Below are 26,868 nucleotides of genomic sequence, written 5' to 3'. Positions count from 1 at the left end.
TCATCCGGCGGCGCGCAGCACCTGCTCCTGATGGCGTGCCATCCAGTCCTGCAGCGCGGCCACCTGTGTCTTGTCCAGTCGCAGCCCGAGTTTCGAGCGCCGCCAGAGCACATCCTCGGGCGTGCGGGCATATTCGCGGGTCATCTGCCATGTCACCTCGGCCTCGGTCAGGGTGGCGCCGAAATCCTGCCCCAGATCAGCGACGCCCCGCGCCTGTCCCAGAATGCGCCGGGCTTCGGTGCCATAGGCGCGCACCAGACGGCGGGCCCAGAAATCGCTGAGGAACGGGTAGTCGCGCCTGAGATCCGCGATCAGCGCCGCCACCCCGTCATGCGGGAAATCCCCCCCCGGCAGCGCGACACCTGCTGTCCATTTGCCCTGCGTCAGCGGCAGCACCGTGCCGATCTTCTCCAGCGCCGATTCCGCCAGCCGCCGGTAGGTGGTGATCTTGCCGCCAAAGATATTGAGCACCGGCGCGCCGCTGGAACGGTCGATTTTCAGCGTATAGTCGCGCGTCGCGGCAGTGGCCGAACTTGCCCCGTCATCATAGAGCGGGCGCACGCCGGAATAGGTCCAGACCACATCGGCGGGCGTGACGGGGCGCTGGAAATACTGGCTGGCGAAATTGCACAGATAGTCGCGCTCCTGCTCGGTGCAGACCGGGGCGCGGGAGGGGTCGTCATGTTCGGCATCGGTGGTGCCGATCAGGGTGAAATCCTGCTCATAGGGGATGGCGAAGATGATGCGCCCGTCGGTGCCCTGAAAGAAATAGCATTTGTCATGATCATAGAGGCGCGGGGTGACGATATGGCTGCCGCGCACCAGCCGCACATTCTCGCGGCTGTTGAGGCGCAGCTTGCCATGGATCACCTCGCCGACCCAAGGCCCGGCGGCATTGACCAGCATTCGGGCGCGGATCGTTTTCGTTTTGCCGTCGCATCGAACAGCAACCTGCCAGATCCCGTTTTCCACGCTGGCCGAAACCACTTCGCTGCGGGTCTTGATACGCGCGCCGCGCGCCTGTGCATCACGGGCATTCAGTACGACCAGCCGCGAATCCTCGACCCAGCAATCGGAATATTCATAGGCTTTGGCAAAGCGCTCCTGCAGGGGGGCGCCTTCGGCAGTTCCGCTCAGGTTCAGGGTCGAGGTGGCGGGCAGGATCTTGCGCCCACCGAGATTGTCGTAAAGGAACAGGCCAAGCCGGATCAGCCAGGCCGGGCGCCGCCCCTTCATCCAGGGCATGAACAGCCCCAGCAATTTTGATGTCGGCGTGTCGCTCTCGAAGCGCATATCCTTGTGATAGGGCAGCACGAAACGCATGGGCCATGAAATATGCGGCATGGCGCGCAGCAGGGTTTCGCGCTCGATCAGCGCCTCGCGCACCAGACGGAATTCGAAATATTCCAGATAGCGCAAGCCGCCGTGAAAGAGCTTGGTCGAGGCCGAGGATGTCGCGCCTGCAAGATCGCCCTTTTCGCAGAGCACCACGGACAGACCGCGCCCGGCCGCATCGCGGGCAATGCCGCAGCCATTGATCCCGCCGCCGATGATCAGCAGATCATGGACCGGCTCGCCCGGTGTCGAAGATGCATTGAATGGCGACATACGCCCTCCCGAAGCGTAGCAGCAACTGTGGGAAGAGGCTAGTCCAGCGTGTTCGTTTTCCGCAAGTGGTTTTTCGATATTGGCCCATTTATGTTCGATTTATTTTTAACGAACAAATCAAAGCGCTTTGTTTTAGTTTTGTTCCTATGGTTTTTTTCGTCACATATGCCATGCTGCTGAAAACGAACATCGCGGATCCGGCGGGAGGAGACCGGGGGCCCACCTGAGTCGAATCATTCCGCCGGTACGAGGAGAAAGCGCCATGTCACAATCCGAGCGGCTTCGCGACATCCAGATCATCGCGCGGCGGGACGGGCGCGTCTCGGTCGAGGATCTGGCCGCGCATTTTGACGTGACCCATCAGACGATCCGGCGCGATCTGGCGGAACTGGCCGAACAGGGCAGATTGCAGCGTATTCATGGCGGTGCGATCCTGCCCTCGACAGTGGCCAATATCGGCTATCAGGACCGGCGCGATCTGAACGAGGCGGGCAAGGCCGCCATCGCGCAGGCGGTGATGCGCGACATTCCCAATGGCTGCTCGCTGTTTCTGAATATCGGCACCACCACCGAAGCCGTGGCGCGCGCGCTGCTGGGGCATCGCGATATCATGGTGCTGACGAATAATCTGAATGTGGCGAATATTCTGGTGGATAATCCCAATTGCGAGATCATCGTGGTCGGCGGGCTGCTGCGCCGCGCGGATGGCGGGCTGGTGGGCACGGTCGCAGTGCAGGCGATCCAGCAATTCAAGTTCGATCTGGCGGTGATCAGCTGCTCGGCGCTGGATGAGGATGGCGATCTGCTGGATTTCGACATTCAGGAAGTGGGGGTCAGCCAGACGATCCTGAAACAGGCGCGGCGCAGCTTTCTGGTGGCCGATCATCTGAAATTCCGTCGGCGCGCCCCGGCGCGGATCGGCTCGCTGGCGCATATGCACAGTTTCTACACGGATGCCCCCTTGCCGAGCGGGCTTGACGCGGCCTGCAAGGCATGGGGGGTTTCGGTGCATGTAGCCGGAATCTGAGACGGTCCGCTGCGGGACAGGTTCTGCCCCTGCCCTGTGGCGCGACCGCGGCATGCGGGGATCAGACGGGGTGGAGAATCATCACAAGAACCGTGTAGATCAGGGTTCCGGCGAAGAATGCCACCACGAGCCATAGACGCAGCGTATCCATCTGCGACCTCCTGAATGAGAATGAGGAGTGAACCTGCGAACAGGTGCATGCGCGGGGGTCAGATCAGGAATGGCGGGGCGCGGGCGGGGTGCTGGGCGAGGAGGCGCGGGACGTCCCCAAGCGCATGCGCAATTTCTCCGTGAAGGGCAAAGGCGCGCAATACGGCCAGCCCGACGGCGGAACCCTGATCCGGAAGGCCGTAAGGGCCGCTTGCGGGATCGGCTTCGGAACGGAATTCGCCGCGCGCGAGGATCTCTGCCCCGGTGGACAGGGCGCCGACCGGCTGCAGATCCGACAAGACCGCCCCGCCGGAGGCGCGCTGCCCCGGATCAAGGCTGGACAGGACCAGCAGAAAACCCAGAATCAGGGCAATGAGGCGCATGTCGCGAGGGCCTTACGCAAGGATGGCGGATAGATGGGGTCTCGCGCGAGATTTGTAAACCGGCATGGTGGTACGACATTGCCGGTGGCCCTGCGTGCAGCGCCGGATTCCGGCGCGGCGCCTTGCGGCGGCATCAGTGCGAGAGACAACCGGGGTTGCGCTCTGGACGTCAGTCTTTTCAGACGGTTAGGGGTAGAATGGCTCCGGCGGTAGGGAACGGAGCTAGAAATCGGAATCCTGTAAGCGACTGAAGTAAAACCAGAAATTACCCAGGTGGGATCAGTGGTGATACAGTCCGGTGATACACCGTCACACCATTTCAAGGGTGGTCAAGTGATTTTCAGAGCTGACCCTGTTTTGCGTCCCCCGACTGCGTGAAGGTTCAGTGAGGGACGCCCCGCGCCTCGTCGGCGCGGTATTCTTTAAATCCCATCAACCGGGGGGTTGATGTTACGGTGGTCTGCGAGAGCGTTGGCGGAGGAAGCGGTCTGGGGCGGCTCATCTGATGAGGCGGTAACGGCTGGCCCGGAAGGTAGCTGGTCGAGGTGGTCCCGGAGGCACTGGCCGGTCAGAACACCGTTAGCGGCCAGGCTCTTCGCCATGGCCTCCAGATGTGACAGGTTGGCCTGCAGGATGCGGGTGGCCTCTGCCTCGGCCTTCAGGAGATGAGCCTGCACCCGATCCCGGTGGGGGTGGTCGAACCGCAGCCGCTCGGCAGCGTGCTCCGGTGATGCCTGCCAGACTGTGCCACTCGCCCCTAAACCATAACTCGTTTCAATCGCTGTCGCGACGTTGGTGGCTTGCGCGAGATCAGAGCGTTCATCCCCTCCGCACCCGCCTGAGGGCTCTTGCAGGATAAGGCGCTCGGCGGCTCGGCCCGCGAGAAGCAGGATCAGGTCATTCTCGTAATCCGACTTCGTGCCCGCGCACGGGCGCCGCAGCATCGCTGCATCGCCGCCGGATCCATTGATGGTCAGAAGCTTCGGAATGGCCTGCCCGACCAGATGACCTGCGATGGCGTGACCGCATTCTTGGACGGCGATGCGCCAATGGAGGGCATCGTCAACCCGCGGGCGGCGGTGCGAATGGCGACCATCAGATCGTCCAACGTCATCGGTTCCTTGCGCCGCCGCGCGATGGCGCGCGCCTCGCGGACTGTCGCCGCGACCTCGGCACCGGTCATCCCAGTTGCGGCCATCGCGGCATCGCTCAGATCGACCCCCTGCAGATCGTCCCGGAGGTGCCAACGGAACGCCTGTGGCATCAGCTCCAGGCTGGGGTGATCGATGAACACAACCCGGTCAAAACGGCCCGGGCGGCGCAGCGCGGCGTCGATCTTGTGCAAATGGTTCGTCGCGGCAATGACGACCACACCTTCGCGACCGTGATACCCATCCAGAGCCTCGAGGAGACCGGCAACAATCATGTCGGTCCATGCCGAGTTATGGTCTTCCGCCCGCATACGGTCGCCGAAACTATCCAGCTCATCAATAAAGAGAATGCTCGGAGATGACGCCATCGCTTTGGTGAATGCCGCACGCATCTCCCGGATGATATCAGAGGACCGGCTGCTCGCAGACTGCCAACTCGCGAGCGATCCGGAAAATACCGGAATGTCGACCGACTGCGCGATCAGGCGGGGGATTTGCGTCTTGCCGCAACCGGGCGGCCCTGCAAGCAGGATCCCCTGCTGCACATCGCACCAGCCGATCTTGCCGGCGCGCCAATCCTGCATATCCGCGATCAACTGATCGAGGGGCGCGCGCACCTCCGGGGTGAGCGGGAAATCATTGAGCCCGGGACCATTCGCGACTGGACGTTCGCTGCGCGCCCGAAGTTGTGCCAGGGCCGCCTCAGGACTGTCGTCCCGCGCGCAGAGCGTCAGGGCCTCCGGCGTCGCGTTCGAAATCGCGGGATCAGCGTCATCAATGTCGGTTGGCGCTGCATCCGGGAAAAGCTGCGCGAGCACCTCTGACAGCATCGCGGCATCAAGTTCAGTCAGCGCGATCCGCTGCGTGATCAGCGCCGCCAAGGCAGGCGGCAAGGGTTGATGCTTGGGCGCGAGCACCACAATCGTCCGGTTTTCGATCAGACTGTCCCGAAATCCGGCATCAAATGCGCCGAAGACCTCGGATTTCGATGTCGATGCCGAGGCCATGGCATCGCCCAGACAGAAGAACCGCGGCGCGCTGAGTGCCGCGCAAGAGACCTCCGGTTCAAACAGCGCATCGAGGGTCTTGCGGGTGATGTCTTCGAGTTCGGGCGCACTTGTCGCGAGATGGATAATCGCACCGCGGGCGCAAAGCGCGCGGCTCAACCGTGTCGCGCTCTCGAATTGACGCGCAAGCTGGACTGCGACGATAGCCGCCGCCGCTTGCGGCAGATACCCGCGCGGGGCGAGGTCTTCTCGTTTGGTACTTGGTGACAGCGGGGAGTCGAAATCTTCGGTCGCAATCTCGTCAAGAAGCGAGTCGATATCGTCAGCACCGTGCCAGCCACTGCGATCCGTCCCGCCCATTTTTTTGCGGGGGGCGGGTTGCTTTGAGTTCGAGCACTTAAGATGCGCGGCACCCGGAACAATCCTGTGCGACCAGCGCTCATGCCCGCCTGCAAGCAATTTATCCAGAATGTCAGCGGCGAAACTCTTCCAGTCCTCGTTGATGTCAGCGGCCGAGGGCGCGGTATCGGTCGCGGAGGCATGAAGATCATGCGTCGCGTCCGCCATGATCTTCTGCTTGCGAGGAGAGTCCGACGAAGGGGGCTTCTTGGGCATGTGGTCGCCTTTCTGGAAAACACTAGGGGAGCGTCCAGACCCTAGGGTGGGGTCAGGTGTCATTGGTTTGGACAGGAAGGTTGGCTCGGTCAGATCGCGCAGGGTGCGCGGGTGGTTCCTGACAGACCCAGATCATCGAGCGCCTGCTGGAGCGAAGCCCCGGGCCTGTTGCGCAGGCCGGATATCTCATGGCCCCGGATCGCATGCGATTTCGACCAGCCGGCAGTGAACTTCACGATATCATGCGGCAGCGCGACGAGTGCGAGCAGGTCGAAATCACCCCGGTCATCCGCCCGCGTGCCATTGGGGCCGCGCTGATAGCCGCGCTTGATGTCGAAATGATAGGCACCATCGGTCATCCGGTGGCGTCCCTTTACTTGGACGCGCAGACAGGTGGGCCCGATCCAGATCATGCGATCGAAGGGCGAGTGTTCCGCGAAGTCTGCGGCAGGAACGCCCAGACGCGCGAAAACGCTGTCAACAAAAAGCTCGGCGGCATGGCCCAAGGTCTTTGCGTTCTGGCACAGGACATCAGAACTGACATCCGGATAATGCAGCAAACTGGCCGACATATGCGATGCGCTGGCCGGGGTTGCAGGCGCGGACAAGCCGGGAAGAGACAGCTGACAGGGCATGATAGCCTCCCAAAATGAGAATTTGCAGCGGGGCAAGGAGCCTGTCCCGCGCTGAATCTGACAAGGAAGAGAGGATCAGGCCGGTATCGCGTCACATGCCTCGAAGTGACCGGTCTCCGGAGAGATGGCGGCGATCTGTGGGCCTTCGATCAATGCCGAATACCGCCGGAAAAACACTTTGTGCAAACCCCGGACACGCCGTTCCAATGCGCCTGGCCGAGGTGACACGGCCTTGGGCGCATTCTACCGACGACTCTCATCGCGTATCGGCAAGCAAAAGGCGGTCACGGCCACGGCGCGTAAGATCGCAGTGCTGTTTTACAACGCTGTTCGGCATGGCATGACCTATCAGGATCAGGGAGCGGCGGCCTATGATGAACGACACCAACAACGCGTGCTCGCAAACCTCCAGCGCCGCGCCAGGACCCTCGGATTTGCACTGGCGCCCATTCCAGACACAGCGGCTGTTTCTTAGGAAGCGGCAGCATATTTCGCGAGGGATGCGACATGAGGTTTGCCTTCATCGCGAAGCACCGCCATATCTGGCCAGTCAGCTGGTTGTGCGAGGTGTTGGAAGTCTCGCGTTCGGGCTTCCATGCCTGACTCAACCGTCCCCTCAGCGACCGGGCGATCTATGACGCCAGGCTCGTTTCCGCCATCGATGCCAGCTTCAAGGCCAGCGACCGAACCTATGGCGCCCGCCGCGTCTGGCATGACCTCCTCGAAGAGGGGCTGATCTGCGGCCTCCACCGGATCGAGCGGCTGATGCGCCAGAATGCGCTGCGAGCACGGCCAAAGCGACGCGGGAAGCCGCAGGACGAGGGCGAACGCTCGGTGATTGCTGACAATATCCTGGACCGGGATTTCGAAGCAGAGCGCCCGAACCAGAAGTGGCTGGCCGACTTCACTTATATCTGGACTGCCCAGGGCTGGCTATATGTTGCCGTCGTCCTAGACCTGTTTTCCCGTAGGGTTGTTGGTTGGTCGATGAAGGCTGATCGTGACGCCACACTTGTTATGGATGCGCTGATGATGGCCGTCTTGCGCCGCGGAAAAGCAGATGCGCTGCTTCATCATTCGGACCAAGGATCACAATACACCAGCGAGCAGTTCCAGCGCCTCCTGGTCGACAATGGCATTACCTGCTCGATGAGCCGGGCAGGCAATGTCTGGGACAATTCCGCGATGGAGAGCTTCTTTTCTTCTCTGAAAATCGAGCGAACCAACCGCAAGGTCTATCGGACGCGCGACCACGCTCGTGCGGATGTGTTCGACTACATCGAGCGCTTCTACAACCCGCGTAGGCGGCATTCGAAACTGGGCTATCTAAGTCCCATAGAGTTCGAGGCCCGCGCTATGCTAGCTTAACCCCCAGTCCACGAAACCGGCAGCAGCTCAAAGGCGATTGCGACCGCACAGGTCGTCACAAGGCCACCCATGATCCAGAGCGAGCGCTTTCCTGCATAGCCTCAATGCATCGCTGCACCTCATAGGCTTCACGGAAATCGGGGCCCGGATTTCTGACACCCGCATGGGCAGTTAACAACTCTGCCACCTCGATAACCTTGAGATCATTGAAGCCAAGGTGGTGCCCGGGTGCCGGGCAGAACGCATCATAGGGCGGATGGGCAGGCCCTGCCTCGACCCTTGTGAAGCCGTTTCGGCCCGGCATGCCGGACCAAAGCCGAAGCTCGTTCATCGCTTCCTGGCTGAAGGCCAGCGCGCCAAGGGTCCCGGTTATTTCCCAGGACAGGTCCATCGTGCGCGCGGTTGCCGCCCAATTGGCTTCGATACTGCCTCCCGCGCCGTTTTCGAATCGCAGCAACGCGTGGGTCATGTCATCAACCTTGACAGGCGCGCGCTCGGTGCTGCCTGGCGCAACGGGTCGGGTCGGAAAGATGGTTCGGCAATCCGCCTGGACCTCGGCAATTGGCCCGACAAGGTAGCGCAACATCGATGTGATGTGGCTGCCGATATCTGCCAGCGCGCCACCACCGGTCGGATCGGTCCGAAAGGAATGCGGTGCTTCGGGGCTGGCCATGTAATTCTCCGCGTGTCGCCCGCGAACCCCCGTGATCTCGCCAATCTCGCCCGATGTGATGATCTCTCGCGCAAGCCGGATCATCGGGTTACGCAGAAAATTGAACCCCACCATCGTCGTGACGCCTGTGGCCTCTGCAGCTTCTGTCATCTCCAGCGCCAGGGCTGCAGTCGTCGAGAGTGGTTTTTCGCAATAGACGGTCTTGCCTGCCGCGATGGCAGTCAGAGCGATTGGCGCATGCAGCACATTGGGCGCCGTTATGGCAACGATGCCGACTTCGGGGTCGTTCACCAATTCCTGCCAATCGGCAGTGAACCTTTCGAACCCAAGCGCCTGCGCCCCGTCCCGCGCCAGATCATCCGTTGCATCGGCAAGAATTCTCAGTTTCGGCTCGAACGGTATATCGAAAAGCCCGGAAACAGCGCGAAACGCATTTGCATGACATCGCCCCATGAAGCCTGATCCGACCAGCCCTATCCCGATTTGCGGCTTTCCCAATGTCTGCACCCCTCCAGGCTCATTTGTCTTGCCCAGTTTGGAACCCTGATACAGATTGCTCAACCGCAGTTCTGTCCATCTCTGACATATTGGCAGTTTGGCTTGCGCGAGGACTGTTGCAGTCTGCCCCCAGACTGAAGAGGGAAAGGCGCAGATGCGGGAATTCGACGACATCATCCTGGGTGCAGGATCGACGGGCTGTGCCGTAGCCGCATGGCTTACGCAGGCGGGTCACTCGATCCTAGTGCTCAAGGCGGATGGGCGCGACCACAACCTCTTCATCCACATCGCGCCGGGCTATGCTCTTCTATACGGGAATCCGGCAGTCAACTGGTGCTGTAGCCGCTATGCTATGCTTCGTGCTGCGGCGTATCGTCCAGATCGGATATTCGTGCTTTGGGCCATAGACGCCGCGTCTGTATTGCGGCCTTGCCGTGAACGGATCACACCTGACAGCCAGCGGCCATTTGCACGATATCCAAATCTGACATTTGGCGGTTTCCCCGAACATGCGTGCCATGGCACTGTCAACGCGACACGAAAGGCCCGTCGGGCCGGAAAATTCCGGGGTGATTGATGACCAGCGAGGTCCATGATTTCATTGTGATAGGCGCAGGCTCTGCCGGATGTGCTGTTGCGGGGCGCTTGGCCGAAGCAGGACATTCCGTGCTGCTGCTTGAAGCAGGCGGGCGTGACCTTAACCCCTTCATTCACATTCCGCTTGGATATTCTCTACTTTACTCCAACCCGTCGGTGAACTGGTGCTATACCAGTGCACCAGAGCCGCATCTGAACAACCGGCGTCTGTTTCAACCACGTGGCAAGGTTCTGGGCGGCACGGGTGCGATCAACGGCATGATCTACATGCGGGGTCAACGCGAGGATTTCGACGCATGGGAAGCCGCCGGCTGTACGGGCTGGGGCTGGGATGGGGTGTTGCCCTATTTCAAATCCTGCGAAGATCAGGAGCGCGGCGCAGACGCCTATCATGGTACAGGTGGGCCTGTCGCGGTGTCCGATATTCGAACCGAACATGTGCTGGGCGAGGCGTTTCACGCCGCATCCGAGGCGCTGGGCGTGCCGCGCAATCCCGATTTCAACGGCGCGCAACAAAAGGGCACGGGCTATGTCCAGACCACCACCCGCAACGGCCGGCGCTGGAGTACGGCCACGGGCTACCTGCGCGGCAAGGCCCGCGACAAGATCCGGCTGTGTCTGAGAGCACTGGTGCAACGCATCGAACTGGAAGGGAAGCGCTGTGTCGGCGTGACATGGCGCGACCGTTCCGGGACGCACACCGCCCGCGCGCGCTGTGAAATCATTCTGTCGGCAGGGGCATTCAATTCACCGCAGCTCTTACAGGTATCTGGCATTGGAGACAGCGAAATGCTGCATGCGATGGGGGTGACGCCACGCCACAATCTGCCGGGTGTGGGCGAAAACCTTCAGGATCATTTCGGCATAGGGGCCGAATACCGCTCAACTGTGGCAATGACGGTAAACGATCTCTACAACAACAAGTTCAAGGGCGGGTTACAACTTCTGCGATGGTTGCTGTTCCGCACCGGACCATTTGCCGACAACGGAAATTATTCCAACACCTTCATTCATTCCTCGCCCGAAATCGAACGCCCAGACATGATGGTCACATTCATGGCGTGGTGCACGGATGAGCAGCTCCGGCCGAAACCGTTTCCAGGCTTCACGATCCTTGCAGAGCACATGCGCCCCAATTCGCGTGGGCATGTGCGCCTGACAAGCCCGAAACCAGAGGACGCGCCCGAGATCCGGTTCAATTTCCTTGCGTCGGACGCCGACCGTAAGGCAGCGTTGGCGGGGCTGAAATTTGCGCGCAAAATCGCGCAGACGGTACCCATGTCAAATTGTGTCTCCGAAGAATTATCTCCCGGGCCGGACGCCCAGTCGGATGATGCGCTTCTGGAACATTGTCGCCAGAACGGCCTGTCACTGTTGCATCCTGTGGGCACCTGCAAGATGGGTGTCGGCCCAGATGCCGTTGTCGATCCGCGGCTGCGTGTGCATGGTCTGGATGGTTTGCGAGTGGCCGATGCGTCGATTATGCCACGTATCGTTACGGGCAACACCAATGCCGCTGCAATCATGATCGGGGAAAAGGCAGCGGCAATCATCCTTGAAGACCTGAAGAGGGCAATATGATGGACACGCTCGGCATTGCACTGATGGGCACCGGCCGGATGGCCGAGGTCTATGGCCCAAGGATTGCCGCACATCCCGGAATGCGCCTTGAGGCGATCTATAACCCGCGCCCTGCCGCTGCCGAAGCGGCGGCTGCACGGTATGGCGGCCGGCCTTCGACCGATCTCGACGCTTTGCTGGCGGATCCTGGCATCGATGCCGTAGTTATTGCCACACCGACCGATACCCATGTCGATTATGTCGCGCGCGCAGCGGCGGCAGGAAGAGCGATCTATTGCGAAAAGCCACTCGATACGACGCTCGATCAGGTTACTCTCGCATTGCAAGTGCTGCGGGAGCATCCGGTCCCCTTCATGCTTGGGTTCAACCGTCGCTTCGATCCAGACAATGCCTGCCTGCGCACCGCAGTGCAGGCAGGCGATATCGGCGCGCTCAACATGCTCATGAGCTGGAGCCGCGAACCCGCGCCGCCCCCGATCGGGTATGTGCGCGCGTCGGGCGGGTATTTCGTGGATGCCACCATTCATGACATCGACCTTTTGTGCTGGATCGCCAATGAACGCCCTGTCGAAGTAGTCGCGTTTGGCAGTTGCATGTTTGATCCCGAAATCGGGGCAGACGGGGATTTTGACCTGACCATGACAACCCTGAAGATGCCCTCGGGCGCCCTGGTGCATATCAACAATGCGCGGACCTGCAATTACGGCTTCGACCAGCGGCTCGAAGCCTTCGGAACGGCCGGAATGCTGCAGACCCGCAACCAGCGCGACGATCTGTTGCTGCGCTGGAATAGCACTGCGACCGAAGCGCAGGCGCCGCTGAAGCACTTCTTCCTGGAACGCTATGACCGTTCATTCACCCATGCGCTGGACGAGTTTCACGCCGCCGTCACGACCGGGCGCGCGCCTTCGGTTGGGGCGGCGGACGGCCATGCAGCCCTTGCAATCGCGTTGGCCTGCACACGCTCGGCCAAGGAAGGCGTGGCCGTCCGTCCACAATACGACCTGCCCTGAGCAGATCATGCGCCGCGTCAATACCGCCCCGCCGCCCGCATCACTGCATCGATCTCGTTCTGCGCGCGCGCAAGCCCCTCGCGGATGCTGCAATCGCCATAGAGTATCTCGAACACATGTTCGCCGAGTATCCGGGTAAGCGCGTGAAATTCAGCCACCGGTGGACGCGGCCAAAGCTGTAGCTGCCCGCGTCTTTCCATCTTGTCGACGGTGCGTATCACCGGGCTGATTGCACGCACCTCTGGATCAGCGCTGGTTGAAAACCGCGGACTGACAAGACTGCCGTTCAGCACATACCATTTCATCAATTCGGGACTGGCCAGATAGCTGATCAGTCGCCAGGCGCGATTCACGTGCTGTTCCGACAGGTTTGCCGGTATGCCCAGAACGAACCCCCCTATGGGCGAGATGTTGCGCCCGTTCGGGCCGCGCGGATGTGGCACGAACCCGACCTTGCCGAAGGCCGCCGATGTTTCATCCAGCTCGAATGCCGAGGCCCGCGCCGACCAGCCATAGGTGATGGCTGCCTTGCCCTGCGAAAACAGGCGGATGCGCATGTCCCAGTTGCATCGGATGCTGTCGGGATGTGCGAAATCGCGCAGGGCCGCCAGATATTCGGCTGTCTGCTGACCGGTCTCGGTATCGACAAGCGGACGATAGTTTTCTCCGGACAGTTCCGATGTCTCGAAATCGCCTTCGCTGCCGACGGCAGGCAGATCGATGATCGGCTCGCCGAAAGCGGCCTTGGTTTGCATGAAGCTGTGCGCCACGGGCATTCCGCGGCCGTAATTCATCACAATCCCGGAAAGCTGGAAATCCGAGCGGTTCAGCGCGCGGGCGGCGGACAGCACATCATCGGTTGTCTGCGGCGCTTCCAACCCCGAGGTCTCGAACAGATCCTTGCGGTAGAACAGCAACTCATGGGTCGGCTGGATCGGTACGCCATATTGCCGCCCGCCCCATTGCCCGCCGCGCCATGTGCTGGAATAGAAATCGGTGTGCTGGAACCGATGCTCGCGGATCAGGTCGTCGAGAGGCAGAACGATGCCCTGTTCCGCCATCTCTCCCATCCACGGCATATCGAGTGCGATCACGTCATATTTCGAACTGCGCGCTTTTGCATTGGTCAGGATCTCGCGATGCAACTCGTCGAGGGGCAAGGTGGTGATTTCCAGCTCGCTGCCGCAGAATTCCCGCAAGTTGCTGGTAAAATCGCTCAGGGTCTTGAAGGTCGGGTCGGCATTGCTGAGGATCCGCACCGTCCGGCCATACCCCAGCCCGCGGTGCATCACCGAGGGATAGGGCAGGATGCGCGCCGCCATATAGGAGCCGCCGAAATAGAAACCGCCACTATCCTCGGATGAAAAGCCGAACGTCTTTCCAATCAGCATTTTGACCCGCGCGGCATAGGTCTCGAACTCTCGGATGAGTTGGTTTGTCGGATGGATCGAAAAGGATTTACCGCTGCGCGACCGGCTCCTCTTCATCAGCAGCCCTTCATCGATCATCGCGCTGATGCGACGCATGGCCGTGCCGTAGGGTGCACCGGTTGCCGCAGCGAGGGAGGTGATTGTGATCAACCGCCCTTCAAGGTGGCGGCGCATCGTGAATGTGGTGATCTTCCAACGCGGATCGACCTCGGACAGGCGCGAATGCTCGGTGCTGATTGATCGCGCATCCTCTACAAAACTCAGAATACGTAACAGTTCTTCACGTGTCATGATCCAGATCAGCCCAATCAGCCACAGCCTGCAATATACCGAACCTTAGAAATTCTGCATACGCCGCGCCAGCCTTGCGACGTCATTTCAGGTTCCCGGAGGAAAGCCCGGAACATGTCTATCATGTTCCGGGCCTCCGAGCGAACGTCATCACCCTAGTGGGAGGTCTTACCAGGCGGGACGCTCGAACTGGTCGATCGTGTCTGCAGTGATCCGGTCAATCTCGATTTCCTGCAATTCAGGCACCTCGATCCCGTGCGCAATTCGTACGGCTGTCTGAATTGCCAGGATTGCATCATCGATGGGTGATTGCTTGCCCGACCCGTATTGCCAGCCAGCCTTGATCGCATCCCAGCCTTCGCCGAATTGGTTGACGGTGACCAGCTTGACCTCGCCGGGTTCCTTGCCTGCAGATTGCAGGGCACTGATCACGCCCAGGCCCATCCCGTCATCAAAGGCATAGACGCCATCGATTTGATCCCCGAACTGGGTCAGGAAGGCTTCCATCACGGTCTGCGCGCGCTCGCGGTTCCAATCGGCGGGCTGACTGTCAAGGATCGTGATGTCCGGGAAATCATCCTCCAGCGCATCGAGAAAGCAATTCCTGCGCAGGATCGAGACCGAGTAGCCGGGTGTGCCCTCGACGATGACGATATTGCCGCTGCCGCCAAGGGCGGAGCCGATCATGTCGGCCGATTGCGCTGCAAGTGCGCAATCATCAGGGCCAGTATGGGCCGTGACGTATTGGCGCCCCGCCTCGCCGATGGGCGAATTCGAGGTGATCACCGGAATCCCCGCGCGATGGGCCTCCCGCACGGCCGGGATCAGCGCATTCTGTGATGTGGGCCACAATACGATCGCATCGAATCTCTGCGAGATCATGTCCTGCAACTGGTTGAACTGGGTTGAGGGGTCGCCCTGGGGGTCCATGACTGTTGCATTGATGCCCAATTCGGCTGCGTAATCTTCGGCGGTGCGGGCATACATCGCTTGATACGAGTTCGACCCCGGATAAAGCACCGTGATACCAATTCGGGTTTCCGACATCGGTTTGGCCAGCGGCCCTCCCATCCAGTCGGGCGCCTCATCGGCAAGGGCACCGCCCATGGTAGCGCCAATCGCAATGGCACAGATCGCAATGCCACCACGTAGCCTGATAACGAGATTCTGCATTTGTCTTTCTCCTCCTCTGAAACTTCGGGACAACTGCGTGCGACCCGTTGCGGACGCGGCCCTTGCACCCGAGCGTGCCCTTAGCGTTCCACATCCGCTGCAGCAGACAACTGCTATATTATCCAGAACGGATTTTCTGGGCTGAATCCCCGACAGCGCAGTACCACGGGTCCTTCACGTATCAACGAACACGAACAGGACTGCATGAGCCCGGAGCCATATCCAATTTGGATTTATTCAGGGTTTGGATGGTGGGGCGGCCATAGTAGCAGTTTGCCATTGTCGCGTGGTAGTGGAGGCCGCGAGGCGCAGAGGACGGGCGCAATTGTACTTCTGTTGCGTCCCCAGATAGTGGGAGGAAGCGCATCCATGCAGAGATCGGCTCTGGCAGAATTCCTGCGGCGAAACGGGTTGCTGGTAGGCTTTGCGCTATTTGTGGTTATTGTCGCATTTGATGCGCCCGCCATGCTTGGCATGAACAATGTCCTGAGCGTTCTGCGCCAGATCTCGATCGTCGGGGTCATCGCGATCGGTGTCACGTTTGTCGTGGTGACAGAACGACTTGACCTCTCGGTCGGATCGGGTCTGACCTTGCTGACCGTGCTCGTGGTCGAACAGCATAACGCCCTCGGACCGGGCGGGGCCATTTTTATGACATTGCTCGCCGGGGCAGCAATCGGGGCATGGAACGGGCTTCTGATCGGGTATTTCCGCCTTAACGCACTGATTGTCACGCTGGCAATGCTCTCGCTTCTGCAGGGGCTGACGCTGTGGTATTCGGGAGGCGCGAATGTCAATATCCAAGGTGCGTCTGAAAGCTGGTTCCCGGTCATCGGGCGCGGGGCGCTGTTTGGTATTCCGGTGCCGATCTGGGTCCTTCTGGCCACGGCAGTTGCCGCAAGCATCCTGCTGGGGCGCAGCCGTTTCGGCCGGTCGGTCTTTGCCGTCGGCGGCAATGAGACCGCCAGCAATTTCTCGGGCATCGACTCGCGCGCGGTGGTGTTCTTCGCCTATGTCATCAGCGGCGTGGCGACGGCCCTTGGCGCGATCATCATGGGCAGCCGCGTGCTGGGCGCACAAAGCACCATCGGTCAGGGTTATGAGCTGACAATCCTGGCCGGCATCATCATTGGCGGCACCTCGCTGCTAGGCGGGACGGGCAGTATCTGGCGCACGGTCCTGGGCGTTGCAATGCTGGGCTTTCTGAACAATGGGCTGTTGTTGATGGGATATGCCTATTATGTCCAGTGGCTTGTGACTTGGGTTGTGATCATCGCCGCTGTCTGGATTGATCTGGCCGCCAAACGCGGGAGGATCCTTGCATGAACCCGGCTGATACCAATGCAGGCGCACAGCCAGAGCACCATTCTGCCTATCGGGCAGCACTGATAGACATTGTGCTGCGCAACCAGATCTGGGGGTTTCTGCTGCTTGCGGTGATCCTCTTCTCGACAGCTTCCCCGTTTTTTCTGACAGTCAACAATCTGGCCAATGTCCTGACGCAGGGGGCCTTTATCGGGCTGCTGGCAATCGGGATGACGCTCGTCATCATCAATGGCGAGATCGACCTGTCGGTCGGGGCAACCATGGCGCTTGCGCTGGCGCTGGCCATAGGCCTGCAGAACAGCGGTTTCGGTCCCGGCACTGCCATTCTGGCCGCGCTGGCGACAGGCGCGTTTCTGGGCTTCCTGAACGGCGCGGTGGTGGTGCTGTCAGGAATGCACTCCTTCGTGGTGACGCTGGGCGGGCTGCTGGGCATACGCGGTCTGGTCTTTCTCTATACGGAAGGCGATGCGCTGATGATCGCGGACTTCACCTATACCGAACTGGTGGAAATCTACCTCGGCCCGATCTCGCTGACGGCGATGGTCTTTCTGGGCCTGATCGTGCTGTTTCAATGGGTGCTGTCGAACACCCGCCACGGGCGCGAGGCCTTTGCCGTCGGCGACAATATCGAGGCGGCGCGCGATGCCGGCATCCGGGTCGGGCGTCACAAGATCATCAATTTCACCCTGTGCGGGTTGCTTGCCGCCGTCTGCGGCGTGCTGTTGTCGATGCGCATGGGCACGGCAGAGCCGCAGGCCGGGCGCATCTGGGAATTATGGGCCATCATTGCCGTAGTTCTGGGCGGCACGCGCCTGCAGGGCGGCTATGGCAGCCTGTGGAAAACGTTGGGCGGGGTGCTGACACTGGCCGTGGTGCAGAACGGGTTGCGGCTGCTGAACACCCCGAATTACGTGGAACTGATCGTGATGGGTGGCGTGCTGATCCTTGCTTTGGGGCTGGACCGCATCCTGACCTACAAGATCCGAGCGGGAAGGACATGACCGATGCGCGATGCCGGCACGCACTATACGCAGCCCCTTGATAAGCCAGTGTTGAAACTGGACGGAATCACCAAAGTCTTTCCCGGTGTCAAGGCGCTGGATGCTGTCAGCTTCGATCTGCGTGCGGGCGAGGTCCATGCGCTGATGGGAGAGAACGGTGCAGGCAAGTCCACCTTGATGAAGGTCCTGGCGGGGATTCATCAGCCCGACGCGGGGCGGATCGTGCACAACGGCGTCGAGGTCCGGATGCCGACCCCGCTCGCGGCGCGGGCATCCGGCATCCTGCTGATCCATCAGGAACTGTCGCTCTCGCCCGAATTGTCGATTGCCGAGAATATCTATCTCGGGGCCTGGCCGACAAACGCGCTGGGCATCCTGCGCAAGCGCAAGCTCAACCGCGATGCAGCTGCAGCGCTGCACAGTCTGGGCTGTGACTACAACCCGCGCGCCCGCGTCGGCACCTTGTCGATTGCACGCAAGCAGATGGTCGAAATTGCACGAACGCAAGCCTTCAACGCTAATGTGGTGATTTTCGACGAACCAACCGCATCGTTGACCGATACCGAACGTGACCAGCTATTCGCAACGATCCGCGACCTGCAGAAACGCAATGTCGCTGTGATCTATATTTCGCACAAGATGGACGAAATCTTTCAGATCAGCGACCGGATCACTGTGCTGCGCGACGGAAAGCTGCAGGGCACTGTCGATACGGCAGATTCGGATATAGACCAGTTGACGCGAATGATGATCGGCCGTGATCTGGACAGCTACTTCACCCGTGCCACAGGCCAGACCGGCCCCGAGGTCCTGCGACTCGAAGGGCTGGGTTGCGAGGGCTGTTTCAAGGATGTCGATCTCAGCGTCGCCGCGGGCGAGGTGCTGGGGCTGTACGGCCTGATCGGTGCGGGCCGTTCGGAACTGGCCGAAGCCGTGTTCGGGATACGCAAGGTCAGCGCAGGCAGGATATTCTGGATGGGTCGGGAAATCACACCACCCTCACCGCGCAAGGCCATCGACATGGGGCTGTGCCTTGCCCCCGAAAGCCGCAAGGAACAGGGTCTGGTGCTGGGCATGAGCGGACGCGACAACATTACCTTGCCACATCTTCGAGACTTTTCGCGACTTCTGATGATGCGACGGACGCATGAGACAGAGGTCTTCGAACGCTATCGTGGCATCCTGAAAATCAAGACATCCGGTCCTGATCAGCGGGTCGCCGATCTGTCGGGCGGCAATCAGCAGAAATTCGTGTTGGCCAAATGGCTATGCAAGACACCGAGATTGCTTATTCTGGATGAACCGACACGGGGTATCGATGTCGGGTCGAAATCCGCCATCCATGCCCTGATCGCGGAACTGGCCGAACAGGGGCTGGCGGTCATTGTCATTTCATCCGAGATGCCGGAAGTGCTAGGGGTAAGCAATCGCATACTGACCATGTCCGATGGCCGCATAAATGCCGAGTTCTCAGGCGCGGGCATGACCGAGCAGGCCTTGATCGATGCGGTCTCTGCGCCGACGTGATCAGGGTCAAAGCACTATGATTCAGCTTGAAGCATTACCATTGTTGTCGAAGCAGTTTGCGGAGTCTTGGGCCTTGATGATGTAACCGCTCCCCTTTGTGGATCCTCACAGACCCACCTTGGCACAAAGTTGCCGTCGGGGACGGTTACATCATCAAGGCCGTGTGGCAGTGCGACGGGCGCGGAGCCATCAAGTAGCTCAAGCGGATGTGCCCATTGCATCTTGTAAAAGGACCTCGCGGCTACGATCCCCTTCGAGGTCTGATACTTCAGGCTACTGTGCAGTCTGGGAGAACGTCCACCAGCACCCGAAAACATCGTCCCGATAGACCAAAGACCGACCTCGCACTACCATTCAGCCCGGACCAACCAATGGTGGCAGACCACAGCGGGAAGCAAGTGGCGTTGTTGCAAAACCCTGTCTCCCAAGGATTCACATCGCGAATCCATGCGGTTAGACGGGGCCCATGAGCAAGCCATCACCCGCCCGCTACCGCACGACGAACTGGTCCAGTTACACGGCGTCTCTGCGCAAACGCGGATCCCTGCTGATCTGGCTGGACAAGGACATGTCCTGGCTTGCGCCGCATGACGGCAGCCCCGGTCGGCCTGCGGTGTTTGCGGACGCGGCGATTCAGTGCTGCCTGACGATAAAGGTCTTGTTCAAGCTGCCGCTCAGGCAGACGACCGGGATGGTGGCCAGCCTGCTGAAGATGGCTGGCCTGGACTGGGCCGTGCCAGACTATACGACCCTGTGCCGGAGGCAGAAGACCTTGGCCGTCCAGATCCCCTATCGGCGCGCCGATGGCCCCCTGAACCTGCTCGTCGACAGCACCGGCATCAAGTTCCTCGGTGATGGCGAGTGGCAGGCCCGAAAGCATGGTGTTCAGGGCCGACGCCAGTGGCGCAAGGTGCATCTGGCCATGGACACCGCCACCTCGGACATTCGCGCGGTGGAGTTCACCTCCAGCAGCGATGGCGACAGTCCGGTCCTGCCGGAACTGCTCAACCAGATCCCCGAGGACGAAGACATCGGCACCGTGACCGCCGATGGTGCCTATGACACCCGCCGCTGTCACACCGCCATCATCGACCGCCATGCCACCGCGATCATTCCGATCCGCAAGAACGGTCGACCCTGGAAAGCGAACTGCCCGGCCGCAATCGCCAGAAACGAAACCCTGCGTGCCACCCGGCACTATGGCCGGGCATTCTGGAAGCGCTGGACGGGATACCATGTCCGAAGCCGCATCGAGGCGAAAATGCGGTGCCTGAAGGCCTTCGGTGAACGCATCGCGGCAAGAGACCCTGACCGCCAGACCGCTGAAATCCAGATCCGCATCGCACTGATGAACCGCTTCTCGGCCCTTGGAACGGCCGAGATCGTTCGCGTGGCCTGATGCTGACGGGGAAAGGGGGCATCATGCCTCAGGCGTGAGTTACGCAACAACGCCGTGCTCATCCCGCGTTTGTCATCGGGTAATGCTTCAGCCTGTGCGAGGATTTCCGTCAGGGGACGTGTATGATGGGATGGGCTTTTCCCGAATGATTTTGGGAGTTTCGTCAGGATATGCCGAAACTGAACCGCATCTTGCTGATTCAGAAGGCGGACATCTTCCTTGCCCGTGACACGGATCAGAAGCCGACCGAAGGCCCGGTATTGTTGAGCTGTTTTGTCTTCCAGTCCCGCATCGTCACTTTTCTTCATCTCGATCATGCGTTCAAGGACGGCGATGATCGAGCTGTCAATGCCAGATGTGACTGGCTCCAATTCCTGGGTTGAAGCGGGGACTGGCACCAATAGTGGTGCGGTTGGGACAGCCGTCATTGATGGGGTGCTGTCAGTTTCCGCTGGTGTTTCGCTGGGGAACCCGATTTGCAAAGGGCCAATCTCATTCAGGATCTCGCCGGCCATCACCTGCGCGGCTGGCGGGAGGGCCTGCGCATGGACGGCGGCTTTGCCCTCGATTTGCAATTGCAGCAAACGCAACAGTTCAAGGGCACCTGTCACATTGCGCCCTGCCACGGATTGGAACACGGACTGCCTGCGGGCAACGCCAGCATCGCTCGTCAGTACTTGTTGGTTCATGTGCAGCGCGAGGCGAAGGGTTTCGATGTGCTGATCGTCAATGCCCTGACCTTTCAGGTCCGCTTCCAGCCTAGAGTCAACCGCAGCTCGAATGCCCTGTTTTGCAAGCAATCCCCAAGCAGTTTTCTGTGCCCAGTCGTGGCGGGCGTCATCATCGGGACTTCCTGGCCCCATATCCACCGCGATGACCATGCGCTGACGTTCAAGCCGCTCTGTTTCACGCAAGATCACAGCACGCAGGAAGGCCTTCGCTTCTTCAAGGGTCATCTGACTTTGTTTCACGGCTTCCATCACGTCGTCACTCTCGGCTGTCACACGCCGGGCGATCATAACCGCGCGTCGCCGGTTTGTCGTCCGCAGAGAGATCTGCAAGTCGATGATTCTTGTGGAAAAACCGCGAGCCTTGCGACGCCAGTACCAGACATCTCCCCGCTGAAACATATGGGTTTGCGCAAGCATAGGTCGGTCGTCCCATTCAAGGGATCCGCACCGGGTTACCACCGCAGCGGTGATACAGTCTGGTGATACACCTACGAACCCCAAATGGGAATTCGTAGATAAATCAGTAGCTTGCTTGATTTCTGGCTCCGGCGGTAGGGATCGAACCTACGACCAATTGATTAACAGTCAACTGCTCTACCGCTGAGCTACGCCGGACCATGCGCGGGTCTATAGCAAGTGATTCCGGGGACGTCCAGACTGATTTGGCAGTTTTCGTCTAACTCTTGGCTGTGAGTTCGAAACGCGCATCGGCGCGCAATTCGGGCCGGGCGATGACCGCGCCGCGCCCTTGCAGATCAATGAGATGGGCGAGCACGTTGCGTCCGGCGGCGCGATGCAGGGAGGGGGCGATCTCGGTGTAGATCCCGGCCACAAGCTGCGCGACGGATTGCGGGCCGCGCTGCAATGCCGCGAGGATCTGCGCCTCACGCTGCAGACGGTGGCTGCGCAGCTCGTTGATGCGCTGCGCCGGGTCGGACACGGGCGCGCCATGGCCGGGATAGAGCAGCCTTGGCGCTTCTGCCTGCAGCCGGTCGAGGGCCTGCATATAGGCGGCCAGATCGCCGTCGGGGGGCGAGACCAGCGTGCTGGACCAGCCCATGACATGATCGCCGCTGAACACCGCGCCGCGCCATGCGAAACTGAGGTGATTGCCGAAATGGCCCGGCGTCCAGATCGCACGGATACTGTCAGCGCCGAATGGCACGATCTCGCCATCCTTCAGGCAGTGATCGGGCTGAAACTGCTGATCGACCCCTTCGCCCCCGCCGACAAGTCCCGATTCGGCCAGGCGCGTCATATGCGGGGACCGTCCGGCCAGCGCGTCGCCGAAGGCCAGGACCGGCGCGCCGGTTTCCCGATGCAGGCGACGCGCCAGCGGGGAATGGTCGAGATGCGCATGGGTGACCAGAATGGCGCGCAGGACGCCGGTGGCGGTGATCGCGGCCATCAGCGCGGCAAGATGGCTGTCATCCTCGGGGCCGGGGTCGATCACGCAGAGATCACCTTGGCCCAGAATATAGCTATTCGTGCCCGCACCGGTCAGCGGCGAGGGATTGTTCGCGCGCAAGAGCCGCAGATCGGGTTCGAGACGGATCGCTGCTGTCATTCAAAGCCCCCGGATCGGCGGGGCTTTGCAGGCAAAGCCAGAGCCCCGCTTTCTTGCGCTTGTGAGCGCATCCTGCATTGCCTATCGTGCAGCCATGATGAAGCGCAAGCTCAAGACCTTCTTTCCGACGAGTTTTTACGGGCGCGCGGTCCTGATCCTCATCATGCCCGTCATTGTGATCCAGATCGTGCTGTCAGTGGTGTTCATCCAGCGCCATTACGAGCGGGTGACGACGCAGCTCAGCACCAACACGGCGGCGGTGCTGCAGGTGCTGATCGCGCGGCTGGAGGCCAGCCCTGCGCCGGATACCGTGCTGGAAGATCAGGCCGATATGATCGCGGCGCTGCAGATCGGGCTGCGGCTGGAGGCCGCGCCGCCCGAAAGCGTGGCCCCGCAGCGCGCGCTGGATCTGGCGGGGGGCGAGATCCTGCGCACGATGCAGAACGAGTTTCCGACTTTGCTGGCGGCGGATCTGTCGCGGGATGAGGGCAGTGTCCGGCTCTGGCTGGAAACCCGGCATGGGGTGCTGGAACTGACATTGCCGCGCCGGTTGCTGACCACCTCGAACCCGCATCAGCTGCTGGTGATCGTGTTTCTGGCCTCGGTGCTGATGACGCTGATCGCCTTTCAGTTCCTGCGCCTGCAGATCCGCCCGATCCGCCGTCTGGGGGCGGCGGCCGAAGCTTATGGGCGCGGCGAGCGGGTGGCCCTGCGGGCCTCGGGCGCGCGCGAGGTGCGGGCGGCGGCCCATGCGTTTATCGACATGCGCAACCGGCTGGAGCGGCAGCGCGCGCAGCAGCAGATCATGCTCTCGGGCGTCAGCCATGACATGCGCACGCCGCTGACGCGGATGCGGCTGATCCTGTCGATGATGGAGGATTGCGAAGACCGCGCGGCGCTTGAGATCGAGATTCTGGATCTGGAAACCCGGTTGGAGCGGTTTCTGGACTACACGCGCGGGCAGATGAGCGAGGCCTCCGAATTGTCCGACCTTGATCAGGTGATCAGTGATCTTGTGGCGCGCTATCGTTCCGCCGGGCATCCGGTCAGCCTCTCGCTGCCGCGCCCGGCCCCGCCACTGATGGATCTGAAGCCCGGATCGCTGGGGCGCGCGCTGGACAATCTGATCAGCAATGCCCTGCGTCATGGCAGCAAAGTCGAGGTCAGCCGCCATGTGACGCCGGAGGGCGTGGATCTGCGGGTCGAGGATGACGGTCCGGGGATCGCGCCCGAGGATCGCGCCCGCGCCTGCGATCCTTTCGTGCGGCTGGATGAGGCGCGCAATTCCGACAGCGGCGGCATGGGGCTGGGGCTGGCGATTGTCGCCGATGCCGCACGCGCGCAGGGCGGCAGTCTCGACCTGGGCGAAAGTGCCGCGCTGGGCGGGCTCTGCGCAACGCTATACCTGCCGCTTCCGGCGCGGGATCAGAGCCGGTAGAGCGCACGGAACTTGGCTTCCAGATAGTCGAGAAGCGGCTCAGCGCTGGGCTCGGTGCCGCAAGCGGCGCGGATCGTGGCGCGCGGCGCGCGCAAGGCCCCGAAGCAGTGCAGCCGCTCGCGCAGCCATTCGGTCGCCGGGCCGGGATTGCCCGCGCCAAGATGGGTGTCGAGATCGGGCAGATCCCGCCGCAGCGCCTGATACAGACAACCCGCATAGAGATTGCCCAGCGCATAGGTCGGGAAATAGCCGAAAAGGCCCACCGCCCAATGCACATCCTGCAACACGCCATTGGCGGGCTTGTCCACCGGATAGCCGAAATCGGCCTCAAAACGGGTATTCCACGCTTCTTCCAGATCCTCGGGCGCGAGGCTGCCGCTGATCAGCGCGCGTTCGAGATCGAAGCGCAGCATGATATGCAGGTTATATTGCACCTCATCGGTCTCGGTGCGGATATAGCCACGGGTCACGCGATTGGCGCTCGCGTAGAAACTGTCGGCATCGGGCAGGGAAAGCGGGCCGAATTCCTGCACCATCGCGCTATAGAGCCAATGGCAGAAGGCGCGCGAGCGGCCGATCTGGTTCTCATAGATGCGGCTCTGGCTTTCATGCACACCCATCGAGGCGCCGCAGCCGATGGGGGTCAGCAGATGGGCCGCATCCACGCCCTGTTCATAGGCACCGTGGCCCACTTCATGCAAGGTGGAATAGAGGCAGTTGAACGGGTCATCCTCGGCCACGCGGGTCGTGATGCGCACATCCTGCCCCGAACCCGAGGAAAACGGATGCACCGCCAGATCAATCCGCCCGCGCGTCAGGTCATAGCCGAAGCGTTGCGCCAGATCGCGCGAGAGGCGCATCTGGCCGTCTCGCGGGAAATGGCCGGTGAGCGCGGGCGGCGTGTCGGCGCCAAGGATCGCGTCACGAAGGGCCACCAGACGCGGGCGCATCCGGGCAAAGGTATCGGCCACCGCCGCGCTGTCGGTTTCGGGTTCATAATCGGCCATCAGCGCGTCATAGGGGTCGCCCCCGGCGGCGATGGCCTGCCCTTCCTCGCGGCGCAGCGCGATCATCTGCTTCAGCCAGGGCAGAAAATCCGGGACATGGCCTGCGGCGCGGGCCTCTTCCCAGGCCGATTGCGCCAGCGGCGTGATCCGCGCGAGTTCGGCGGCCAGTCGGGCAGGCACTTTGGTGTTGCGTGCGTAAGCGCGGCGCAATTCGCGCAGATTGGCGGCGGCGGTCTCGTCCGGGGCTTCAGCCGCCTCAAGCCACTCGCCCAGACGCGGATCGGTGCGGCGGGCGTGGAGCACTTCCTCGATGGCGGCCATTTCCTCGGAGCGCTGCGCATTTGATCCGCGCGGCATGACAGTCTGCTGGTCCCAGCCCAGCCGGCCCGAGATCTGCGCCAGCGCTTCGGTCTGGCGGGCAAAACCCATGAGGTCGAGATAGGCATTCATGCGCGCGCCCCCTGCCCGCGCAGGCTGTCGAAGCGCGGATATTGTGCCAGATGGCGGGCGCGGATGATCAGCACCCAGAGCAGGACAGCCATCGCCTGATGCGCAATGCCAAGTTGCCATGGCGCTGCGTGAAGCACGGTCACAATGCCAAGGACCACCTGCGCGATCATCGCGAGCAGCACGGCATGAAAGGCCGTGCGCGTGGCGCTATGGCTGGAGCGGCGACCGCGCAGCCAGACGATGATCGCGAAGATCGCCAGCAGATAGCCCGCCTTGCGATGGATGAACTGGGTGGTGGCAGGGTTCTCGAAGAAATTGACCCAGACGGGCTGCATGGCGAAGAGTTCCGGCGGGATGAAGACACCATGCATCAGCGGCCAGTCGGTATAGCCGCGCCCGGCGTCGATACCCGCGACCAGCGCGCCGAGCAGGATTTGCAGGAAGGCGAAATGCATGAGCCCGGTGGACATGGAGAAGAGCTTGCCCTCGCGCGCGCGGCGGGCGGCGATCAGATCGGATTCGGGGCGGTTGAGAAGGAAGCTGTACCAGGCGATCAGGCCAAGGATGACGAAGGCAAGCCCCAGATGGGTGGCCAGCCGGTAAGAGGCAACGGCGGTCATGCCCTCGGTGAGGCCGGATGCGACCATCCACCAGCCGATCGCCCCTTGCAGACCGCCCAGAGCCCCAAGGCCCAACAGGCGCGGGGTCCAGCCGGTCGGGATGCGCTTGGTCAGCCAGAAGAACAGGAAGCCCACGCCCCAGACCAGCCCGATCACGCGGCCAAGCTGGCGGTGGCCCCATTCCCACCAGTAGATCACCTTGAATTCCTCAAGGCTCATGCCGCGATTGATGATCTGGTATTGGTCGATCTGGCGGTATTTCTCGAATTCTTCCAGCCACATGGCCTCTGACGTGGGCGGGATCGCCCCGGTGACGGGCCGCCATTCGGTGATGGAAAGCCCGCTATCGGTGAGCCGCGTCATGCCCCCCACCACGATCATCACGCAGACCAGCGCAAAGAGTGAGAGCAGCCAGAGTCGGATCGCGCCGCGCGCGCCTTTGGGATGGCGGTCGATGCCGCCGGTCGCGGGCTGGGGCTTGGCGGATTTGGTCTCGCTGACCTCTTCGAAAATCGCGCGTTTCTTGGCCATCTGGCGCTCCTTGTCGTCTTGCCGCGCAAGCTAGTGCTTGCGGGGGCTGGGTGCAAGCGCGTGCGCGGTCG

General features: G+C 61.5%; 21 protein-coding genes, 1 tRNA gene and 1 pseudogene. 11 read left to right on the top strand and 12 right to left on the bottom strand.

Going from position 1 to position 26,868, the window contains the following annotated elements; genetic code table 11:
• Positions 1-1,608 (bottom strand): glycerol-3-phosphate dehydrogenase, encoded by a 1,608-nt coding sequence (glpD, locus tag BG457_RS13430; protein WP_071797667.1) that lies wholly within the window; start codon positions 1,606-1,608, stop codon positions 1-3.
• 262 nt (positions 1,609-1,870) lie between these two features.
• Here glpD and BG457_RS13425 point away from each other — a divergent pair, with 262 nt between their 5' ends.
• Positions 1,871-2,635 carry a DeoR/GlpR family DNA-binding transcription regulator gene (locus BG457_RS13425; RefSeq protein WP_071797666.1) on the top strand — a complete coding sequence of 255 codons (765 nt, stop codon included), beginning with the start codon at positions 1,871-1,873 and terminating at the stop codon, positions 2,633-2,635.
• A gap of 209 nt (positions 2,636-2,844) precedes the next feature.
• On the opposite strand, the gene BG457_RS13420 is transcribed toward BG457_RS13425, so the two are convergent.
• From BG457_RS13420 to BG457_RS13405, 4 genes are all read right to left on the bottom strand, one after another.
• A complete protein-coding gene (locus BG457_RS13420; RefSeq protein ID WP_071797665.1) occupies positions 2,845-3,168 on the bottom strand; it encodes a hypothetical protein in 324 nt (107 codons plus the stop codon).
• A 422-nt stretch (positions 3,169-3,590) separates the two neighbouring features.
• Positions 3,591-4,157, bottom strand: coding sequence for a hypothetical protein (locus BG457_RS20760; RefSeq protein WP_425434931.1), 567 nt, complete (start codon positions 4,155-4,157; stop codon positions 3,591-3,593).
• Positions 4,142-5,893 (bottom strand): ATP-binding protein, encoded by a 1,752-nt coding sequence (locus BG457_RS13410; protein ID WP_071797663.1) that lies wholly within the window; start codon positions 5,891-5,893, stop codon positions 4,142-4,144. Before BG457_RS13410 ends, BG457_RS20760 begins: the two co-directional genes overlap by 16 nt.
• A gap of 137 nt (positions 5,894-6,030) precedes the next feature.
• On the bottom strand, positions 6,031-6,576 hold the full coding sequence (locus BG457_RS13405; protein WP_139257744.1) for a hypothetical protein: 546 nt from the start codon (positions 6,574-6,576) through the stop codon (positions 6,031-6,033).
• A gap of 483 nt (positions 6,577-7,059) precedes the next feature.
• Here BG457_RS13405 and BG457_RS13395 point away from each other — a divergent pair.
• Positions 7,060-7,944 (top strand): annotated as a pseudogene (locus BG457_RS13395) (IS3 family transposase); the annotation flags it as partial.
• Positions 7,945-7,999: 55 nt separating this feature from the next.
• Here the strand turns inward: BG457_RS13395 and BG457_RS13390 are convergent.
• A complete protein-coding gene (locus BG457_RS13390; RefSeq protein ID WP_425434930.1) occupies positions 8,000-9,124 on the bottom strand; it encodes a Gfo/Idh/MocA family protein in 1,125 nt (374 codons plus the stop codon).
• A 567-nt stretch (positions 9,125-9,691) separates the two neighbouring features.
• Here BG457_RS13390 and BG457_RS13385 point away from each other — a divergent pair.
• Both BG457_RS13385 and BG457_RS13380 read left to right on the top strand, forming a co-directional pair.
• Complete coding sequence (locus tag BG457_RS13385; RefSeq protein WP_071797661.1) at positions 9,692-11,293, top strand: GMC family oxidoreductase; 1,602 nt, start codon at positions 9,692-9,694, stop codon at positions 11,291-11,293.
• The gene (locus BG457_RS13380; RefSeq protein WP_071797660.1) at positions 11,290-12,306 is read left to right on the top strand and encodes a Gfo/Idh/MocA family oxidoreductase; all 1,017 of its coding nucleotides are present in this window, start codon (positions 11,290-11,292) and stop codon (positions 12,304-12,306) included. The genes BG457_RS13385 and BG457_RS13380 overlap by 4 nt, the downstream gene beginning before the upstream one ends.
• A 17-nt stretch (positions 12,307-12,323) precedes the next feature.
• Here the strand turns inward: BG457_RS13380 and BG457_RS13375 are convergent, their stop codons facing one another.
• Positions 12,324-14,027: an extracellular solute-binding protein gene (locus BG457_RS13375; RefSeq protein ID WP_071797659.1), complete on the bottom strand. Its 1,704-nt coding sequence runs from the start codon at positions 14,025-14,027 to the stop codon at positions 12,324-12,326.
• A 168-nt stretch (positions 14,028-14,195) separates the two neighbouring features.
• The gene (locus BG457_RS13370; protein ID WP_071797658.1) at positions 14,196-15,200 is read right to left on the bottom strand and encodes a sugar ABC transporter substrate-binding protein; all 1,005 of its coding nucleotides are present in this window, start codon (positions 15,198-15,200) and stop codon (positions 14,196-14,198) included.
• Positions 15,201-15,569: 369 nt separating this feature from the next.
• On the opposite strand from BG457_RS13370, the gene BG457_RS13365 reads away from it, so the two are divergent.
• The 6 genes from BG457_RS13365 (at position 15,570) to BG457_RS13340 (ending at position 21,667) form a co-directional block, all read left to right on the top strand.
• Positions 15,570-16,526, top strand: coding sequence for an ABC transporter permease (locus BG457_RS13365; protein WP_071797657.1), 957 nt, complete (start codon positions 15,570-15,572; stop codon positions 16,524-16,526).
• Positions 16,523-17,527, top strand: a complete 1,005-nt coding sequence (locus BG457_RS13360; RefSeq protein ID WP_084657634.1) for an ABC transporter permease — start codon at positions 16,523-16,525, stop codon at positions 17,525-17,527. The genes BG457_RS13365 and BG457_RS13360 overlap by 4 nt, the downstream gene beginning before the upstream one ends.
• 3 nt (positions 17,528-17,530) lie before the next feature.
• Complete coding sequence (locus BG457_RS13355; protein WP_071797656.1) at positions 17,531-19,054, top strand: sugar ABC transporter ATP-binding protein; 1,524 nt, start codon at positions 17,531-17,533, stop codon at positions 19,052-19,054.
• Positions 19,055-19,520: 466 nt separating this feature from the next.
• Positions 19,521-20,453, top strand: coding sequence for an IS5 family transposase (locus tag BG457_RS13350; RefSeq protein ID WP_071797655.1), 933 nt, complete (start codon positions 19,521-19,523; stop codon positions 20,451-20,453).
• A gap of 170 nt (positions 20,454-20,623) precedes the next feature.
• Positions 20,624-20,836 carry a hypothetical protein gene (locus BG457_RS13345; RefSeq protein ID WP_071797654.1) on the top strand — a complete coding sequence of 71 codons (213 nt, stop codon included), beginning with the start codon at positions 20,624-20,626 and terminating at the stop codon, positions 20,834-20,836.
• Positions 20,837-20,929: 93 nt separating this feature from the next.
• On the top strand, positions 20,930-21,667 hold the full coding sequence (locus tag BG457_RS13340; protein WP_071797653.1) for a hypothetical protein: 738 nt from the start codon (positions 20,930-20,932) through the stop codon (positions 21,665-21,667).
• Positions 21,668-21,724: 57 nt separating this feature from the next.
• Here BG457_RS13340 and BG457_RS13335 read toward each other — a convergent pair.
• Together BG457_RS13335 and BG457_RS13330 are read right to left on the bottom strand one after the other, a co-directional pair.
• Positions 21,725-21,799: transfer RNA gene (locus BG457_RS13335), tRNA-Asn, on the bottom strand.
• Positions 21,800-21,860: 61 nt separating this feature from the next.
• Positions 21,861-22,751, bottom strand: coding sequence for an MBL fold metallo-hydrolase (locus tag BG457_RS13330; protein ID WP_071797652.1), 891 nt, complete (start codon positions 22,749-22,751; stop codon positions 21,861-21,863).
• A gap of 94 nt (positions 22,752-22,845) precedes the next feature.
• On the opposite strand from BG457_RS13330, the gene BG457_RS13325 reads away from it, so the two are divergent.
• Complete coding sequence (locus BG457_RS13325) at positions 22,846-24,189, top strand: ATP-binding protein (RefSeq protein WP_084657633.1); 1,344 nt, start codon at positions 22,846-22,848, stop codon at positions 24,187-24,189.
• Here the strand turns inward: BG457_RS13325 and BG457_RS13320 are convergent.
• On the bottom strand, positions 24,177-25,646 hold the full coding sequence (locus tag BG457_RS13320; protein ID WP_071797651.1) for a carboxypeptidase M32: 1,470 nt from the start codon (positions 25,644-25,646) through the stop codon (positions 24,177-24,179). The genes BG457_RS13325 and BG457_RS13320 overlap by 13 nt on opposite strands.
• Positions 25,643-26,797 (bottom strand): heme A synthase, encoded by a 1,155-nt coding sequence (gene ctaA / locus BG457_RS13315; RefSeq protein ID WP_071797650.1) that lies wholly within the window; start codon positions 26,795-26,797, stop codon positions 25,643-25,645. The genes BG457_RS13320 and ctaA overlap by 4 nt, the downstream gene beginning before the upstream one ends.
• Positions 26,798-26,868: the final 71 nt, after the last annotated feature.

The organism is Natronohydrobacter thiooxidans, from assembly GCF_001884735.1.
GTDB lineage: Bacteria > Pseudomonadota > Alphaproteobacteria > Rhodobacterales > Rhodobacteraceae > Roseinatronobacter > Roseinatronobacter thiooxidans_A.
Note: the sequence above shows the minus strand (reverse complement) of the source record. Positions and strands in the feature narration are given on the sequence as shown.